This window comes from Rhodobacter sp. P2_H5 (assembly GCF_056403335.1).
In genome coordinates this window covers 257,819-275,884 of sequence record NZ_JBFUFS010000005.1, presented here as the reverse complement: position 1 = coordinate 275,884, position 18,066 = coordinate 257,819, and the positions used below count along the sequence as shown (strand labels likewise).

At 65.0% G+C, this 18,066-nt stretch carries 15 protein-coding genes and 1 pseudogene; 9 read left to right on the top strand and 7 right to left on the bottom strand.

Annotation, left to right across the window (positions count from 1 at the left end; all coding sequences use genetic code 11):
• Positions 1-79: 79 nt before the first annotated feature.
• From AC1DVR_RS09255 to AC1DVR_RS09230, 6 genes are all read left to right on the top strand, one after another.
• On the top strand, positions 80-1,141 hold the full coding sequence (locus AC1DVR_RS09255) for a Hint domain-containing protein (RefSeq protein WP_478000263.1): 1,062 nt from the start codon (positions 80-82) through the stop codon (positions 1,139-1,141).
• 185 nt (positions 1,142-1,326) lie between these two features.
• Complete coding sequence (gene rpsD, locus AC1DVR_RS09250) at positions 1,327-1,947, top strand: 30S ribosomal protein S4 (protein ID WP_478000262.1); 621 nt, start codon at positions 1,327-1,329, stop codon at positions 1,945-1,947.
• 96 nt (positions 1,948-2,043) lie between these two features.
• Entirely contained in the window at positions 2,044-2,601 is a 558-nt protein-coding gene (locus AC1DVR_RS09245; protein ID WP_478000261.1) for a TIGR00645 family protein, read from the top strand.
• A 111-nt stretch (positions 2,602-2,712) separates the two neighbouring features.
• A complete protein-coding gene (gene hisC / locus AC1DVR_RS09240) occupies positions 2,713-3,798 on the top strand; it encodes a histidinol-phosphate transaminase (RefSeq protein ID WP_478000260.1) in 1,086 nt (361 codons plus the stop codon).
• Complete coding sequence (locus tag AC1DVR_RS09235) at positions 3,795-4,724, top strand: prephenate/arogenate dehydrogenase family protein (RefSeq protein ID WP_478000259.1); 930 nt, start codon at positions 3,795-3,797, stop codon at positions 4,722-4,724. The genes hisC and AC1DVR_RS09235 overlap by 4 nt, the downstream gene beginning before the upstream one ends.
• A gap of 2 nt (positions 4,725-4,726) precedes the next feature.
• The gene (locus AC1DVR_RS09230; protein WP_478000258.1) at positions 4,727-5,488 is read left to right on the top strand and encodes an extensin-like domain-containing protein; all 762 of its coding nucleotides are present in this window, start codon (positions 4,727-4,729) and stop codon (positions 5,486-5,488) included.
• 144 nt (positions 5,489-5,632) lie between these two features.
• Here the strand turns inward: AC1DVR_RS09230 and AC1DVR_RS09225 are convergent, their stop codons facing one another.
• Positions 5,633-6,619: a DUF2125 domain-containing protein gene (locus AC1DVR_RS09225; protein ID WP_478000257.1), complete on the bottom strand. Its 987-nt coding sequence runs from the start codon at positions 6,617-6,619 to the stop codon at positions 5,633-5,635.
• A 68-nt stretch (positions 6,620-6,687) separates the two neighbouring features.
• On the opposite strand from AC1DVR_RS09225, the gene AC1DVR_RS09220 reads away from it, so the two are divergent.
• From AC1DVR_RS09220 to AC1DVR_RS09210, 3 genes are all read left to right on the top strand, one after another.
• Positions 6,688-7,224: a gamma-glutamylcyclotransferase gene (locus AC1DVR_RS09220; RefSeq protein WP_478000256.1), complete on the top strand. Its 537-nt coding sequence runs from the start codon at positions 6,688-6,690 to the stop codon at positions 7,222-7,224.
• A 74-nt stretch (positions 7,225-7,298) separates the two neighbouring features.
• The gene (locus tag AC1DVR_RS09215) at positions 7,299-8,477 is read left to right on the top strand and encodes a biopolymer transporter ExbB (protein ID WP_478000255.1); all 1,179 of its coding nucleotides are present in this window, start codon (positions 7,299-7,301) and stop codon (positions 8,475-8,477) included.
• A gap of 3 nt (positions 8,478-8,480) precedes the next feature.
• Complete coding sequence (locus tag AC1DVR_RS09210; RefSeq protein ID WP_478000254.1) at positions 8,481-10,118, top strand: peptidoglycan -binding protein; 1,638 nt, start codon at positions 8,481-8,483, stop codon at positions 10,116-10,118.
• A gap of 110 nt (positions 10,119-10,228) precedes the next feature.
• Here the strand turns inward: AC1DVR_RS09210 and lpdA are convergent, their stop codons facing one another.
• The 6 genes and pseudogenes from lpdA to sucD all read right to left on the bottom strand — a co-directional run bounded on the left by lpdA (position 10,229) and on the right by sucD (position 18,054).
• Complete coding sequence (gene lpdA, locus AC1DVR_RS09205) at positions 10,229-11,605, bottom strand: dihydrolipoyl dehydrogenase (RefSeq protein WP_478000253.1); 1,377 nt, start codon at positions 11,603-11,605, stop codon at positions 10,229-10,231.
• A gap of 69 nt (positions 11,606-11,674) precedes the next feature.
• On the bottom strand, positions 11,675-12,070 hold the full coding sequence (locus AC1DVR_RS09200; RefSeq protein ID WP_478000252.1) for an MAPEG family protein: 396 nt from the start codon (positions 12,068-12,070) through the stop codon (positions 11,675-11,677).
• Positions 12,070-12,456, bottom strand: a complete 387-nt coding sequence (locus tag AC1DVR_RS09195; RefSeq protein WP_478000251.1) for an MAPEG family protein — start codon at positions 12,454-12,456, stop codon at positions 12,070-12,072. Before AC1DVR_RS09195 ends, AC1DVR_RS09200 begins: the two co-directional genes overlap by 1 nt.
• Before the next feature lie 72 nt (positions 12,457-12,528).
• Positions 12,529-13,749, bottom strand: a pseudogene (odhB, locus tag AC1DVR_RS09190) (2-oxoglutarate dehydrogenase complex dihydrolipoyllysine-residue succinyltransferase); the annotation flags it as partial.
• Positions 13,750-13,758: 9 nt separating this feature from the next.
• A complete protein-coding gene (locus AC1DVR_RS09185) occupies positions 13,759-16,704 on the bottom strand; it encodes a 2-oxoglutarate dehydrogenase E1 component (RefSeq protein ID WP_478000250.1) in 2,946 nt (981 codons plus the stop codon).
• A 465-nt stretch (positions 16,705-17,169) separates the two neighbouring features.
• A complete protein-coding gene (gene sucD, locus AC1DVR_RS09180) occupies positions 17,170-18,054 on the bottom strand; it encodes a succinate--CoA ligase subunit alpha (protein ID WP_478000249.1) in 885 nt (294 codons plus the stop codon).
• Between the last annotated feature and the right edge of the window lie 12 nt (positions 18,055-18,066).

Here is an 18,066-nt window from a genome sequence, read left to right as displayed (position 1 = left end):
TGTCATAGGCAGGGCCGCATTGTTTCGCTATCGCTGACAAACAAGAAAGCCGAAACGGGCGCGAGCGGGCAGGACAGGCATGAAAACGGGCTCATCGGGCACGTTCGTCATTTCATGGTCACAGACGGAATCGGACGGCCAGAGCGCCGCGCCGCTGGAGGCGCTCGCGCTCGGGGATGTCTGGCGCTGGACCGGGACGGCGCAGTGCGTGGATGGCCCGCAGGACGTGCTGCGGCTCGATGGGGCGGAAGGCGTGGCCGAGGTGCGGCGCCGGGCGGCGCAGGTCGTGCGGCGTCTGATCGGAGCGGCGGGCCGGGCGAGGGGACCGCAGGCTGAACCCTCGGACGGCGATTGGCGCACCGATCAGGGCCTCGTCGTGACCGACGGACGCGAAAGCTTTACGCTGACCTTGCTCTACCCGGCCGACCGGGGCACGCCCTTGCTGATGGCCTTCGGCCGGATGCCGCCCGCGGATCAGGATCTGTGGGTGGTGCAGCTGGCGATCGACCGGGGGCGGGTGGCCAAGCGTGATGGCGGCGGGGTGATCTGCTTCACCCCCGGCACCCGGCTTGCGACCCCGACTGGCCCGCGCCTGATCGAGCATCTGCGGGAGGGCGATCTGGTCCTGACCCGCGACAACGGCGCGCAACCCGTCCTGTGGCAGGGCCAGCGCCGGATGACCGGCGCCCGCCTCCACGCGATGCCGCACCTGCGCCCGATCCGCTTTCGCGCTGGTGCTTTGGGGCCCGACCGGCCCGACCCCGACCTGCTGGTCAGTCCGCAGCACCGGATGTTGCTGGCAGGTCCGGCGGCGCGGGCCCTGTTCATCACCGATGAAGTGCTGGTCGCGGCCGAGGATCTGATCAATGACCAGACGATCACGGTCGACCGCGTGCTGCGCGAGGTGACCTATATCCATGTGCTTTTGGACCGTCACAACGTGATCTGGGCCAATGGCATGGCGACCGAAAGCTTCCACCCGGCCAATGCCGCCCTCGACGCGCTGGACCCGGTGCAGCGCGAGGGGCTGCTCGGGCTTTTCCCACAGCTTCTGGACAACCCGCATCTCTATGGCGATCATGCCCGGCGCAACCTCTCGGGACCCGAGGCTGCGATCCTGCGCCATGACATGAAGATGTGACGCTGGCGCGACGGGCGGTTGACTCCGCCGAAGCCTCCTCTATAAGCCGCCCCAGTCCCGGATGAGAGTCCGGGGCTTTTCATTGGTGTTGGTGGCCTTCGCAAGAAGAACCCTGTCGGACCGAAGCCCTGCAAAGGGTCAGGTCAAAGGACAACGCCCTTCACGTTCAAAGAAGGAGATCAGCCGTGACCAAACGCACGTCTGCCAAGTACAAGATTGACCGCCGCATGGGCGAAAACATCTGGGGCCGTCCGAAGTCCCCGGTGAACAAGCGCGAATATGGCCCCGGCCAGCACGGCCAGCGCCGCAAGAACAAACTGTCCGACTTCGGCACCCAGCTGCGCGCCAAGCAAAAGCTGAAGGGTTACTACGGCGACCTGACCGAAAAGCAGTTCCGCAAGATCTACTCGGACGCTGAACGTCAGCGCGGCGACACCGGTGAGGCCCTGATCGGTCTGCTGGAACGTCGTCTTGATGCGGTGGTCTACCGCGCCAAGCTGGTGCCGACCGTGTTTGCGGCCCGCCAGTTCGTCAACCACGGCCACGTCACCGTCAACGGCAAGCGCGTCAACATCGCGTCCTACCGGGTGAACGAAGGCGACGTGATCGAAGTGGCGCAGAAGTCCAAGCAGCTCGCCGTCATCACCGAAGCTCTGGCCCTGACCGAGCGTGACGTGCCCGACTACATCGAGATCGACCAGCAGAAGCTGGTTGTGAAGTTCGTCCGCACCCCGGGCCTGGGCGATGTGCCCTATCCGGTGAAGATGGAACCGAACCTCGTGGTCGAATACTACGCCAAGAACTGATCCGGCATTTTTTGCAGGGATCGAAGGGCTCGCCGTCTGGCGGGCCCTTTTGCTTTCTGGCAGGGTGCGCGCAAAATTGCAGACAAGGATTGCCCCATGCCCAATTCCCCCCAGGCGCGCGACAAGCGCATCAAATCGGTCGAGGGCCGGTTCGAACAAATGCTCTTCGCCTCACGCTGGCTGATGGCGCCGATGTATCTGTGCCTCGTGATCTCGCTCGCGATGCTGACCGTCATCTTCATCCGCGAAACCGTCGAAATCGTGCCCCATGTCTTCGAGATGTCGGCCGATGAAGGGATCCTGTCGATCCTGTCCCTGATCGACATGTCGCTGGCCGCCAACCTGATGCTGATCGTGATCTTTTCCGGTTACGAGAATTTCGTCTCGAAGCTGGATCTGGAAGATGCCAAGGACCGGCCCTCGTGGATGGGCAAGGTCGACTTCTCGGGGCTGAAGATGAAGCTGATCGCCTCGATCGTGGCGATTTCCGGGATCCATCTGCTCAAGGTCTTCATGGAGCTTGGCCATGACACCGAACATCCGATCAACCTTGATACCCTGCGCTACATGGTCATCGTGCACCTGGCTTTCGTCGTCTCGGGCGTGCTGCTGGCGCTGATGGACTGGCTCTCGGCCCGTTCGCCCAGCCATTGAGACCACGGTCCGCAGCACCGCCATGCGGAGGCGGTGCGGCGGGCCTTTTTTCGGACTGGCCTTCATAGCGTCCGGCGGCTACAACCCGCGGCGAATGTACCGAGGATTTTCATGAACGACGCTATCCATCCGCAGCCCGGGATCATGGACATTGCCCTTTACGAAGGGGGCAAGGCCTCGGTCGCGGGCGTGGCCAATGCGGTCAAGCTGTCGTCCAACGAGAACCCTTTCGGCCCCTCCGACCGGGCCAAGGACGCGTTCCAGCGCTCGGTCCACCAGATCCACCGCTATCCCTCGACCGACCATCTGTCCTTGCGCAATGCGATTGCCGATGCGCATGGCCTGCAGGCCGCGCGGGTGATCTGCGGCGTGGGCTCGGACGAGATCATCCATTTCCTGTGCCAGGCCTATGCCGGGCCGAAGGACGAGGTGGTTTATACCGAACACGGGTTCCTGATGTACCGCATCTCTGCAATGGCGGCGGGCGCCACCCCGGTCGAAGTGCCGGAACGCGAGCGGATGACGGATGTTGACGCGATCCTGCGCGCCTGCAACCGCCGCACAAGGCTGGTCTTCATCGCCAACCCGAACAACCCGACCGGCACGATGATCTCTGCCGCCGAGGTCGAGCGCCTGGCCGCGGGCCTGCCCGCCCAGGCCATCCTGGTGCTGGATGGCGCCTATGCCGAGTTCGTCGAGGGTTATGATGGCGGCGCGGCGCTGGTCGACCGGCGCGAGAATGTGGTGATGACGCGGACTTTCTCCAAGATCTATGGTCTGGGCGGCTTGCGCGTCGGCTGGGGCTATGGCCCGAAAGCCATCATCGACGTGCTGAACCGCATCCGCGGGCCCTTCAACCTGTCCAACACCCAGCTGGAGGTCGCCGAAGCTGCGGTGCGCGATCAGGATTATGTGACCAAATGCCGGACCGAGAACGCCCGCATGCGGCACTGGCTGGCGCTGGCTTTGGCCGAGCTGGGCGTGCCTTCGGACACCTCGATGGCGAATTTCATCCTCGCCCGTTTCGCCAGCCCCGAAGAGGCCGAGGCCTGCGATCTGTTCCTGCAAGGTCAGGGCCTGATCGTGCGCCGGGTGTCGAGCTACAAGCTGCCGCATTGCCTGCGCATCACCATCGGTGACGAATCCAGCTGCCGCCGCGTCGCCCATGCCATCGCCCAGTTCAAGGGAATGAAATGACGGTGATCTACCAGCGGGTTGCCTTGATCGGCCTTGGGCTGATCGCCTCGTCGATGGCGCATGCGATGCGGGCGGGGGGCCTTGCGGCCGAGATCGTGGGCCACGCCAAATCCGAGGCGACCCGGGCGACGGCGCTGGAAATTGGCCTCTGTGACCGGGTTTACGCGACGGCGGCCGAGGCAGTCGCCGGTGCCGATCTGGTGGTGCTGGCGGTGCCGGTCGGTGCGATGGAGGCTCTGGCCATCGAGATCGCCCCGCACCTCGCGCCCGGCGCCACGGTCACGGACGTGGGTTCGGTCAAGCAGGCGGTGATCGCGGCGGTCCAGCCGCATATGCCCGAGGGCGTGCATTTCATCCCCGGCCACCCGATGGCAGGCACCGAATATTCCGGGCCCCGTGCGGGCTTTGCGACGCTGTTCCAGAACCGCTGGTGGCTTCTGACCCCGCCGGAGGACGGCGACCCGGCCGCTTTGGCACGGCTGCGCAGGTTTCTTGAGGGAATGGGCGCCAAGGTCGACACGATGGATGCGCCGCACCATGACCTGGTGCTGGCCGTGGTCAGCCATACGCCGCACCTGATTGCCTATACGATGGTGGGCGTGGCAGATCACCTGGCGCAGGTCTCGAACTCGGAAGTCATCCAGTATTCCGCCACCGGCTTTCGCGATTTCACCCGGATCGCGGCCTCAGACCCCACGATGTGGCGCGATGTGTTCCTGACCAACAAGGACGCGGTTCTGGACATCCTCGGCCGGTTTGCTGAAGAGCTTTTCGTGCTGCAGCGCGCGATCCGGATGGGGGATGGCGATCACCTGCACGATTATTTCACCCGCACCCGCGCGATCCGCCGCGGCATCATCGAGGCCGGGCAGGACACCTCCGCCCCCGATTTCGGCCGCACACCCGCGTCAAAGGCCGGGTCCTAGGCATGGGCCAGCGCAAAGCCATGGTTGTGCTTTGGCTGGTGAGCGCGGGCCTGGCTCAGGCGCAGGGCGCGCCGGGCGGGCTGCACCCGATGCCGCGCCCGCCCGAACTGTCCGGCCTGACGGCCACGGTGGCGGCCTTGCCGCTGATCCGCCCGCCGCCGCGGCCGGAGTTTGCCGCAGCGCAGCCTCAGGTCGCGCCGCTGCCCGAGGTGACGCCTGTGGCGCTGCCGCCCGCCGCCCAATCCCCGGCACCGCCGACGCTGAAAGGCGCGCTCTGCCAGCGGGCCGACATCAAGGGCAAGGCGCTGGCGCCGATCAACTCCAAGGTCAAGGGCTGCAACGTGGCAGAGCCGGTTCTGGTCACGCAAGTCGCAGGCGTGACGCTGAGCCCACCCGCCACGATCAACTGCGAAGAGGCCACGGCCCTGTCAAACTGGATCACGAAGGGACTGCAACCGGCGTTCCAGAACCAGATCGTCGCGCTGAACGTGGCCGACAGCTATTCCTGCCGGTCGCGCAACAATGTGCGCGGGGCGCAGACCTCGGTCCATGGGCTGGGGCAGGCGATTGATATCGCGAGCTTTGTGACGAAATCCGGCCGGACCTATACCGTGGCCAGCAATTACGGAGCCCAGATCCGGGCGGCGCAGAAGGCGGGCTGTGGGACGTTTCACACCATCCTCGGGCCGGGGTCGGATGGCTATCACGAGAACCACATCCACTTTGACGTCTCGCATCATGGCGGGCGGGATTACTGCCACTGAAGTTGGGCTTGCCGCCGGCGGGGTGGGGCTTGCAGCCGGCGGAGGTGTCGGGGGGGCCAGCCCCCCCGAACCCCCCTGCCGGAGGGGCTTTCCGCCCCTTCCGGACCACCCCGAGGATATTTCGGTCTGGATGAAATCGGGGGGTCAATTCAGGCGGGGGGCGGGGCCGATCTGGACCGGGCCGAGGGCCATCTGACCGGATTTGAAGGTCACAGGCAGGTGCAGCGTGTCGGGGTCGGGTCCGGTCTTGGACAGGAATTCCAGCACGCGCTGCACGGTGACCTCGTTCTCCGGCGGGACCAGACCCAAAGCCACGGCGACGGCGGGCAGGCTGCGCCAGCCTTTGAGGTCAAGGTCGATCTTGCCCTCGGCCAGGCCATTCGCATCCGGCGCGAGGTGGCCTGCGGCCGAAAGCTCCAAAGGGCCCCAGACCGCATGGGCCAGCGTCAGCGTCAGGTCGCGCAGTTCGGGCCGGTCGAGGTTGCGGTCGATGGGCTGTGAGAGGGTGACGGCGGCGTCGAGGTGCAGGCTGGCCAAGACCGGGCCGAGGTCGGCCACCGCCGACAGGCTGGCGGGCAGCGTGACCCGGGTCAGATCAGCGCCCAGCCGCAGGCTATTGGCCGGGCTGGTCAGGCCCTCGGCCGCCAGCACGGTCTTGTCGGCCGAGAGGCTCCAGCCCGCGTCCGAGGCGAAGCTGAGCCCCTCGCCCTCGACCACGGCGCGGCGCAGGGGCAGGGCGGGGGTGGGCGAGACGAGGAGGCTCGCCATCAGGCGGCTGGAGGTGAGCGTGACCTTCTGGCCGCCCGGCACCGTGATCACCTGATCATGCGGCAGGGCGGCGATCAGGTGCCAGGGCTTCCAGGTCATCGCGAAGACCTGCGCGAAGGGGGCCTGCCAGCCCCAGCCGCTGTCCGGGTCGGCCAGATGCACCCCCGTCACCGTCAGATCGAAGCGGTCGGCAAAGCCCGCCACTGCGATGCCATCGTTTTCGGCCACCAGACCCCGGGCCTTTTGCTCTTCGAACCAGTCGCGCGCCTGCTGTTCGACCGCCCGGGCGCCGACGAACCAGTAGCCGCCCCAGACGAGGCCGAGGCCCAACACCAGCCACAAGAGATACCGCACTGCCCGCATGTCGATCCGGCCCCTTTTCCTTGGCGCTTTGCTGGTGTTTACAGGGGAGACTTCGAAAGGGCCAGTTGATGACGGAAGCGCTTTGGGTCTTTGGCTATGGTTCGCTGATCTGGGATCCGGGCTTCCCGGTCGCCGAACGGGTGGTGGCGCGGGCGGCAGGCTGGCACCGCAGCTTCTGCATGCGCTCGATCCACCATCGCGGCACGCCGGAGCGGATGGGGCTGGTCCTGGCCCTCGACAGCGCGCCGGGGGCCTTTTGTGACGGCGTGGCCTTTCGCGTGACGCCGGGGGCAGAGGCCGAGACCCTGGCCGCCCTGCGCGAACGCGAGCTGATCTCTTCGGCCTATCTGGAGACCTGGCTGGACCTGACCACGCGCGACGCCCGCAGGGTGAGCGCGCTGACCTATGTCATCGACCCCGACCATGTGCAGTATTGCGGCGGGTTGACGCTGGCCGAACAGGCGGAAACCATCGCTGCCGCCACGGGCAAGCGCGGGGCCAACCGCGACTACCTTTTCGCTACGGCCGCACATCTGGCGGAACTGGGTATTGCTGATGCCGATCTGGACCAACTGGCCACAATGGTGAGGGAAATCGGCGCTTAGGCCGCTTTCGCTTGGCAGCCGGGGTGGGCCTGCTATTGTTGAGGCCAAAGCAGGCAAACGGGCCGAAATCAGGCATGACACAGCAAGACTCCGCAGCAATCTCTTTCACGCAACCGGTCCGTCAGATCGTCGCCATGCTTCTGGCGCTGGCCTTGGTCGGCGCTGGCGGCTGGCTGATCCGCGACGAGGTGCTGGAGATCCTGCACACCAACCCCTGGCTCAACGCCTTCATCATCGGGGTTTTCACGCTGGGGATCCTGACCTGCTTCTGGCAGGTGCTGATCCTGATCCAGTCGGTGCGCTGGATCGAGAATTTCGCCAATGAAGTGCCGGGCACCGAAGACGCGCATCCGCCGCGGCTTCTGGCGCCCCTGGCGGCGCTGCTGCGTTCCCGCGAAAGCAAGAAGCAGATCACTTCGTCCAACGCGCATTCGATCCTGGAATCGGTTGCAACCCGGATCGACGAGGCGCGCGACATCACGCGTTATCTGACCAACCTTCTGATTTTCCTGGGTCTTCTGGGCACCTTCTATGGGCTTGCCACCACGATCCCGGCGATCGTCGGCACGCTGAAATCGCTGGCCCCGCAGGCGGGTGAGACCGGGGTGGAGATTTTCACCAAGCTGATGGCGGGCCTGCAGCAGCAGTTGGGTGGCATGAGCACGGCGTTTTCCTCCTCGCTGATGGGTCTTGCGGGGTCGCTGGTCGTGGGGTTGCTGGAGCTTTTCGCCAGCCATGGCCAGAACCGCTTTTACCGCGAGCTGGAGGAATGGGTCTCCTCGATCACAAGGCTGGGCTATGCCGGTGGCGAGGGCGAAGGTGGCGCCGATCAGGGCGTGATGATCCAGCTTCTCGACCATATGGCCGGCCAGATCGAGGTGATGCAGACCATCTATGCCCAGGCCGAACAAAGCCGCCAGCAGGGCGAGGACCGGATTGGCGAGCTGGCCCAGTCGATCCGCCGCCTTGCCAAGGGGATGGAGGCGGAAAGCGGTCAGCTTGCCGCCTTGAACCGGATCGCCGCGGGGCAGGAAAAGCTTCTGGTCGCCCTGACCCCGACCGAGGGGGCGGCGCAGGGCTATACCGATGCCGAAAGCCGGATGCGGCTGCGCTCGATCGACGTGCAACTGCTGCGGATCCTTGAGGAAATCTCGGCCGGACGGCAGGAGAGCATYGCCGATCTGCGCGGCGATCTGACCGCGCTGACCACGGCGATCCGCGCCCTGTCGCGCGGTACGGTCGGGCGGGGCTAGGCCATGGGTCTGAGCCGCCGCCGCCGCGAGGGGCCGAATATCTGGGCGGGATTCGTCGATGCGGTGACAACGCTCTTGATGGTGCTGATGTTCGTGCTGACCATCCTGACGGTGGCCCAATCGGTGCTGCGCGATACGATCAACACCCAAAGCAGCGAGCTGACCCAGCTGAACGATCAGGTGGCGCAGCTGGCCAATGCGCTGGGGCTGGAGAAGGCCAAATCCACCGATTTGTCCAATCAGGTCGGTACCTTGCGCGCCAGTCTTGATGCAGCCGTGGCCGAGGGGCAAAAGCAATCCGCGCTGGTGGCCAACCTGACCACCGAACTGACCGCGAAAGAGGGCGAGCTTTCGGCGGCGCAGGGCAAGATCGCCAGTTTCGAGCAGCAGGTGGCGGGCCTTCTGGCCGAAAGTGCTGCGCAAAAGGGCCAGATCGGCACGCTGACCGCCTCGGTCGCCGATCTGCAGGCGGCGGAGAGCAAGCTGATCACCGAGAAGGAGGCGATGAACCTCGCCCTCGCCAAGGCGCGGGACGAGATTGACGCCGGGGCCGAAGCCGCCCGCCTTGCTGCCGCCCGCCGCGACGCGCTGGAGGCGCTGATTGCGGATCTGAAGCGTCAAGCCTCTGACAAGGATAGCAATCTGGCCGTGGTGCAGGGGCAGGCGGTCGCCTTGCAGGGGCAACTCAGCGATGCCGAAAAGCAGCGTCTGGCCGATGCCGCCGCCGCCGAGGCCCTGCGCGAGAAGCTCAAGAACTCCGACGCAGAACTGACCGCGATGACCCTGAACCTGGAAGCGCAGCGCAAGAAGGCCGAGGATACGCTGACCCTTCTGGCCGCAGCCGAAGCCGCCAAGGCCGCCGAGGCCAATGGTCAAGGCCAGAAGGATGCGGCCCTGGCCGAGGCGCAGAAGATCCTGTCGCAGAAGGATCAGCAACTGGCCGAACAGGCGCGCAATGTGACGCTGCTCAACCAGCAGATGGTGGCGCTGCGGGCACAACTGGCGCAGTTGCAGGGCATGCTCGACGCCTCTGCCGCCAAGGACAGCGCGAACAATGTGCAGATCCAGGCGCTTGGCAGCCAGTTGAACGCCGCCTTGGCCCAGGTCGCCGCCGAGCAGAAGCAAAGGGCCGAGCTTGAGGCCGCCGAGGCCGCCCGGCTGAAGGCGGAAAATCAGGACCTGTCGAAATATCGTTCGGAATTCTTTGGGGAATTGTCGAAGCTTCTGTCCGGCCAACCCGGCGTGCGGGTGGTGGGGGACCGGTTCGTCTTCTCCTCCGAAGTGCTGTTCCAGCCGGGGGCGGCGGATCTTGCACCCGAGGGGCAGACGCAGATCGCCTCGGTTGTGGCGACGCTGAAACAGGTGGTGCCGCAAATCCCGCCGGGGATCAACTGGATCATCCGGGTTGATGGCCATACCGATGACGTGCCCCTGTCGGGCACCGGGCTGTTCAAGGACAATTGGGAGCTGAGCCAGGCGCGGGCTCTGTCGGTGGTGCGCTACATGACCGATGTGCTGGGCTTTCCGCCCGACAGGCTGGCGGCGGCGGGCTTTGGCCAGTACCAGCCGGTGGTCGCGGGCGCGACCCTGGAAGCGCGGGCGCAGAACCGGCGGATCGAGTTGAAGCTGACCGAACGATAGGGCGGAGCGGGCAGCGCCTGTCTTTGGCCGGAGGAGCGGGGGTTTCACACCCCCGCACCCCCGTGGGATATTTATGGACCAATGAAAGGGGTTACGGCCCTTTCTTCAGGTCACGCGTGGATCGCGCCGTCGCCGCAGGCGAGGGCAGCTTCGCGGACGGCCTCGCTATAGGTGGGGTGGGCGTGGCAGGTGAGCGCCACATCCTGGGCCGAGGCGCCAAACTCCATCGCCACGCAGATCTCGTGGATGATGTCGCCGGCGCCCGGGCCGATGATGTGGCAGCCGAGGATGCGGTCGGTTGCGGCATCGGCGAGGATCTTGACGAAGCCTTCGCCCTGGAAGACGGCCTTGGCGCGGGCGTTGCCCATGAAGGGGAATTTGCCGACCTTGTAGGCGCGGCCCTGTTCTTTCAGCTGTTCTTCGGTAGACCCCACGCTGGCGACTTCCGGGGTGGTGTATATCACACCAGGGATTACCCCGTAGTTAACGTGACCGTGCTTGCCGGCGACGTTTTCGGCAACGGCCATGCCCTCGTCCTCGGCCTTGTGGGCCAGCATCGGGCCGGCAACCGCATCACCAATGGCGTAGATGCCCTTGATATTGGTGGCAAAATGCGCGTCGGTCTTGATCGTGCCGCGCGGCCCCATCTCGACCCCCAGGGCCTCCAGTCCGAGGCCGGCGGTATAGGGTTTGCGGCCGGTGGCGACCAGGACGACATCGGCGGTCAGTGTCGCCTCGCTGTCGTCCTTGCGGAGTTTGTAGGTGGTGGTGGTTCCCGAAACGCCCTGCACCGCGGCGCCGAGGATGAACTTGAGCCCTTGTTTTGTCAGGATTTTCTGGAAGGACTTCTGCACCTCGGCATCCATGCCGGGGGTGATGGCATCGAGATATTCGACCACGGTCACTTGCGTGCCGAGGCGGGCATAGACCGAGCCAAGTTCCAGCCCGATGACGCCGGCGCCGATCACGGTCATGGTCTTGGGAATGCCGGCCAGGGTCAGGGCGCCGGTGGAGGTGACGACATTGACCTCGTCCACCGTCACGCCGGGGAGGGAAGACGGCTCGGAACCCGTTGCGATGATGACGTTTTTCGCGGAATGGACCTCATCCCCGACCTTGACCTGACCGGCTGCCGGGATGGTGCCCCAGCCTTTCAGCCAGGTGATCTTGTTCTTCTTGAACAGGAATTCGATGCCCTTGGTGTTGCCGTTCACCACATCCTGCTTGTAGGCTTGCATCTTGGCCCAATCGACCGTGGGTGCTGCGCCCATCAGGCCCATTTTCTCAAAGTTTTCATGGACTTCGTGCAGGTGGTGCGTCGCGTTCAGCAAGGCCTTGGACGGGATGCAGCCGATGTTGAGGCAGGTGCCGCCGAGGGTGTCGCGCCCCTCGACCACGGCGGTTTTCAGGCCCAGCTGGGCGCAGCGAATGGCGCAGACATAGCCGCCGGGGCCGCTGCCGATCACGATCACATCAAACTCTGCCATGGTCTTTTCCTTCAGGTTTTTGGCGTCTTCCTTGCGTCTTCCTTTTGTCTTCCTTTGGTGAAGACAAAACTACAGCAAGGCGGCCAGCAGCATCAAAATGGTTGCGAGGAGGCCCAGAGCCCAGATCGCCGAGCGCCAGGGCGTCCAGCCGAAGGCGTAAGCGGGGATATAGAGGACACGGGCGGCGAGGTAGGTCCAGCCGCAGGCGGCGGTGAGGCCGGAGGACTGGTGGGAAAGGGTTACCACCAGAACGGCGATGGTGAAGAGGATCAGCGCTTCGAAATGGTTGTTCAGCGCCCGTTGCAGCCGGCCCGAGACCCGGGAGAGGGGGCGGGGCGGCGGCAGATCGCGCGGGCTGCAGGTATAGGCCGGGGTCAACTCGATATTCGCCGGGGCGGCGAAGAGCGCGAACTGGACGACCTGCAACAGGGCGGCGAGGGTGAGGGCGGTGAGTTCGGGGGTCATTACAATCCGGCGATGTAGAGCCAGGCCGTGGCGGCAAAGCCGATGGTCCAGACTAGGGTGCGGGCGACCGGGATGCCCGCGGCATAGAGCAAGACATAGAGGATGCGGGCCACCAGGAAGATCTGGGCGCAGAGCAGGGTGGTCGGCGTCGTGATCCCTTTGTGGGCGAGGATCAGCACCGCCGGAGCAAACATGGCCAGCGCGATGACGCTGTTCAGCTGGGCCCGGTCGAGGCGCCCGGCGACGCCGGTCAGCTTGGGAAAGTCGTCACGCGGTGTGAACATGGCCATCAGGCCGACTTGCGGCAGGGCGGCAAGGACCTGAATGAGAATTGTGGCCACGGTCACGAGGCCGTAAATCCCGAGAATACCAAGTTCGGTAGACATAGCATGCTCCTGTTCTGGCCAGCGGGGGGGCCGGGTCGGGAAGGGCGGGATCGCCCATCCCGACCGATGCTATCACAGGTCCATCAACAGACGGCGCGGATCTTCGAGCGCCTCTTTCACCCGCACCAGGAAGGTCACGGCGCCCTTGCCGTCGACGATGCGGTGGTCGTAGCTCAGCGCAAGATACATCATCGGGCGGATCACGATCTGGCCACCGACCACGACCGGGCGGTCCTGGATCTTGTGCATCCCCAGAATGCCCGATTGCGGCGGGTTCAGGATCGGCGAGGACATGAGCGAACCATAGACCCCGCCGTTCGAGATGGTGAAGGAGCCGCCCTGCATGTCGGCCATGGTCAGCTTGTTGTCGCGGGCGCGGGCACCCAGTTCGGCGATCTTCTTCTCGATGCCGGCAAAGCTCATCTGGTCGGCGTCGCGCAGGACTGGCACGACGAGGCCGTTGGGGGTGCCCACGGCCACGCCCATGTGGACGAAGTTCTTGTAGACCACGTCCTGACCGTCGATCTCGGCATTGACCTCGGGGATTTCCTTCAGCGCGTGGATACAGGCTTTGACGAAGAAGGACATGAAGCCGAGCTTGACGCCGTGCTTCTTCTCGAACTGGTCCTTGTAGGTGTTGCGCAGCTCCATGATGCCCGACATGTCGACCTCGTTATAGGTGGTCAGCATGGCGGCGGTGTTTTGCGCGTCCTTCAGGCGCTTGGCGATGGTGGCGCGCAGGCGGGTCATCTTGACGCGCTCTTCGCGGGCGGCGTCATCGGCGGGCACGGGGGCGCGCGGGATGGCGACCGGGGCCGGCGTGACGGCGGCAGCGGCAGCCACAACCGGGGCTGCGGCGGCCTTGGCCACGTCTTCCTTCATGATGCGGCCATCGCGGCCGGTGCCGGTGACCTGATCGGGCGAAAGGCCCGCTTCGGCCATCGCCTTCTTGGCGGCGGGGGCATCCTCGACATCCTTGGCGGCGGGGGCCGGGGCAGGGGCGGGCGCGGGTGCCGCGGCCGGGGCTGCGGGTTTGGGCGTCGCCGTGGCGCCCTCGGTCACGATGGCGAGGCGCGCGTTGGCCGCCACGGTCATGCCCTCGGGCGCCAGGATCTCGGCCAGAACGCCGTTCACCGGGCTCGGGACTTCGACCGAGACCTTGTCGGTCTCAAGCTCGCAGAGCATCTCGTCCTGTTTCACCGCATCGCCGGGTTTCTTGAACCAGGTCGAGACGGTGGCTTCGGTGACACTTTCGCCCAGGGTGGGCACCATTACGTCGGTCATAGTCTTCTCCTTGGACTCTCAGCTCAACGCGGCGTTGACGAGGGCTTGTTGTTCGGCCTTGTGGGTGCTGGCAAGCCCGGTGGCGGGCGATGCCGAGGCGTTGCGACCGGCATAGCGCGGACGCGGGGTCTTGGCGCCGATCTTGGTCAGCAGCACTTCAAGTTCGGGTTCGATGAAGGCCCAGGCGCCCTGGTTCTTCGGTTCTTCCTGGCACCAGACGAAGGAGGCGTTCGGGAAGCGCGACATTTCGGTGGTGAGCGAGATGGTCGGCACCGGGTAAAGCTGTTCGACCCGCAGGATATAGGTGTCGGTCAGCCCGCGCGCGTCGCGTTCGGCCAGAAGGTCGTAGTAGACCTTGCCCGAGCAGAGGACGACGCGCTTGATCTGGTCATCGGCGACCAGCTCGGTCGTCGAATGGCCCTGTTGCGCATCGTCCCAGAGGACGCGGTGGAAGGTCGAGCCGTCGACGAAGTCCGACGCATCCGAAATGCACATCGGGTGACGCAGCAACGATTTCGGCGTCATCAGGATGAGCGGCTTGCGGAAGTCGCGGTGCATCTGGCGGCGCAGGATGTGGAAATAGTTGGCCGGGGTCGAGCAGTTTGCCACGATCCAGTTGTCATGCGCCGAGGATTGCAGGAAGCGTTCCAGACGGGCGGAGGAGTGCTCCGGCCCCTGACCTTCAAAGCCATGCGGCAGAAGGCAGACCAGACCCGACATCCGCAGCCATTTCGATTCGCCCGACGAGATGAACTGGTCGAACATGATCTGCGCGCCATTGGCGAAGTCGCCGAACTGCGCCTCCCACATGGTCAGGGCATTGGGTTCGGCAACCGAATAGCCGTATTCAAAGCCCAGAACCGCATATTCCGACAGCATCGAGTCGATCACCTCATACCGCGCCTGGCCGGGGCGGATGTGGTTGAGCGGGTAGTAGCGCTCTTCGGTGATCTGGTCGACAAAGGCCGAGTGGCGCTGGCTGAAGGTGCCGCGGGTGCAGTCCTGACCGGAGAGGCGGACCGGGAAGCCCTCGGTGACCAAGGAGCCGAAGGCCAGGGCCTCGGCCGTCGCCCAGTCGAAACCCTTGCCGGTGGCGAACATCTCTTTCTTGGCGTCGAGCTGGCGCGCGACGGTCTTGTGGATGTCGAAGGCCTCGGGCACGCGGGTCAGGGCGGCGCCGACTTCGGCCATGGTCTCCGGCTTGATCCAGGTTTCGCCGCGCTGATAGGAGGTCAGATCCTTCGGCTGCATGTTCTTCCAGCGCCCGTCGAGCCAGTCGGCCTTGTTGGGCTTGTAGGTCTTGCCGGCCTCGTATTCGGCGTTCAGCGTGGCCTGGAAGGCGGCCTTCATGTCGTCGATCTCGCCCTCCGGGATCAGCCCGTCAGCCACCAGACGTTCGGCATAAAGCTGCAGCGTGGTCTTCTGCTTGCGGATCCGGCCATACATCGCCGGGTTCGTGAACATCGGCTCGTCGCCTTCGTTGTGACCGAAGCGGCGGTAGCAGAAGATGTCGATGACGACATCCTTGTGGAAGGTCTGGCGAAATTCGGTCGCGACCTTGGCGGCATGGACCACGGCTTCCGGGTCGTCGCCGTTGACGTGGAAGATCGGGGCTTCCACCATCAGGGCGATGTCGGTCGGGTAGGGCGAGGAGCGCGAATAGGACGGCGCGGTGGTGAAACCGATCTGGTTGTTGACCACGACATGGATCGTGCCGCCGGTGCGGTGACCTTTCAGACCCGACAGGCCAAAGCATTCCGCCACGACGCCCTGGCCCGCAAAGGCCGCATCGCCGTGCAGCAGGATCGGCAGGACCTGGTGGCGGTCGGTGTCGTTGTACTGGTCCTGCTTGGCGCGGACCTTGCCCAGAACCACCGGGTTGACCGCCTCAAGGTGCGAGGGGTTGGCGGTCAGGGACAGGTGGACGATGTTGCCATCGAAGTTGCGGTCCGACGAGGCGCCGAGGTGGTACTTCACGTCGCCCGAACCGTCGACATCCTCGGGCTTGTAGGAACCGCCCTGGAATTCGTTGAAGATCGCCTTGTAGGGCTTTTGCAGCACGTTGGCCAAGACGTTCAACCGGCCCCGGTGCGGCATGCCGAAGTTGATCTCGCGCACGCCAAGATTGCCGCCGCGCTTGATGATCTGCTCAAGCGCCGGGATCAGGGCTTCGGCGCCATCAAGGCCGAAACGCTTGGTGCCCATGTATTTGACATGGAGGAACTTCTCGTAGCCCTCGGCCTCGACCAGCTTGTTCAGGATCGCCTTGCGGCCCTCGCGGGTGAAGGCGATTTCCTTGCCATAGCCCTCGATCCGCTCTTTCAGCCAGGCGGCTTGTTCGGGGTCCGAGATATGCATGTATTGCAGCGCGAAAGTGCCGCAATAGGTGCGCTTCACCATCTCGACGATCTGGCGCATCGAGGCCATTTCCAGCCCCAGCACCATGTCGATGAAGATCGGGCGGTCCATGTCGGCTTCGGTGAAGCCGTAGGAGGCCGGGTCCAGCTCCGGGTGGTTGCCGCGTTCGACGATGCCCAGCGGGTCGAGATCGGCGGCGAGGTGGCCGCGGATCCGGTAGGCGCGGATCAGCATGATGGCGCGGACGGAATCGAGGACGGCGCGGCGCACCTGGGCATCGGTCAGCGAGATGCCCTTCTCAGCCGCCTTCTCGGTGATCTTCTTGGCCGAGGCCTTGACCTCGACCGGCCATTCGCCGGTCAGGGCGGCGGTCAGATCATCGGCGGGCTGCGGCGGCCAGTCCTTGCGGGCCCAGGACGGGCCTTCGGCGGCGCGCTTCTGCTCCAGCCCGGTGTCGCCCAGAAGGCGGAAGAATTCGGCCCATTGCGCATCGACGGCAGCCGGATCATCGGCATAACGCGCCGCCAGCTGGTCGATGTAATCGGCATTGGCCCCCTGCAGGAAGGAGGAGGCGTTGAAGGCGGCGTTGGGGGTTTGTTCGGTCATTTTGGATGCCTCATTGGCGGGAAAGCTGTCCGGTTGGTCAGGCGCAATGGAAGAGATAGTGCCGGGTGTTCGGCAGTGAGCGTTCGGGGAATTCCGGGGCTTGGTCTCGGACATGCGTGAGTCTCATGCCCCGGTAGCTACAAACTCGGGCGGCTCCGGACCTCAGTTGATCGAGCGACAGTTTGCCGGCGTAATAGACAATGTAGTAGGCCATGCGCCCATATTCTGTCGGGTCAGGTATTCCCTCTACTATGACAAGCGCCGACTTAGGGAGGCCTGTGACCGGCTCGATCCCTTGAGGCGCGGCGGGCGGGCCGGCTGATACGGGCGGAGAAGGCGCTTCTTCACAGGCGGACAACACAAGGAACCCGGCGAAGATCGCCGGGGAAGTCCTGAAGATGTTACGCCACTGAACCGAAGCCATTCTTTTCCGCCCTTGCTTCACAAGGCGGGGTAACCCCCGCTCTACTTGCCCAAAGCCTTCATCACGGCCTCACCCAGCGTCGCGGGGCTGTCGGCGACGATGATGCCGGCGGACTTCATCGCCTCGATCTTCGATTCCGCGTCACCCTTGCCACCGGCGACGATGGCGCCGGCGTGGCCCATGCGGCGGCCGGCGGGGGCGGTGCGTCCTGCGATGAAGCCGGCGGTGGGCTTCCAGCGGCCGCGCTTCTTCTCGTCGGCCAGGAACTGCGCGCCCTCTTCCTCGGCGGAGCCGCCGATTTCACCGATCATGATGATCGAATGGGTCTCCGGATCGGCGAGGAACATCTCGAGGATGTCGATATGCTCCGACCCTTTGATCGGGTCGCCGCCGATGCCCACGGCGGAGGATTGGCCAAGGCCGACATCGGTCGTCTGCTTGACGGCCTCATAGGTCAGGGTGCCCGAACGCGAGACGACGCCGACCGAACCCTTGGAGAAAATGCTGCCCGGCATGATGCCGATCTTGCATTCGCCGGGGGTCATCACACCGGGGCAGTTCGGCCCGATCAGCCGGGATTTGGAGTTCAGAAGGGCGCGCTTGACCTTCATCATGTCGAGAACCGGGATGCCTTCGGTGATGCAGACGATCAGCTCCATCTCGGCGTCAATCGCCTCGAGGATCGAGTCGGCGGCGAAGGGCGGCGGGACATAGATCACCGAAGCATTGGCCTCGGTCGCCTTCTTCGCGTCATGGACCGAGTCGAAGACCGGCAGGTTCAGGTGCAGCGTGCCGCCTTTGCCGGGGGTGACGCCGCCGACCATCTTGGTGCCGTAAGCGATGGCCTGTTCGGAGTGGAAGGTGCCTTGGCTGCCGGTGAAGCCCTGGCAGATGACGCGGGTGTTGGAATTGACGAGTACGGACATTTTCTGATTTCC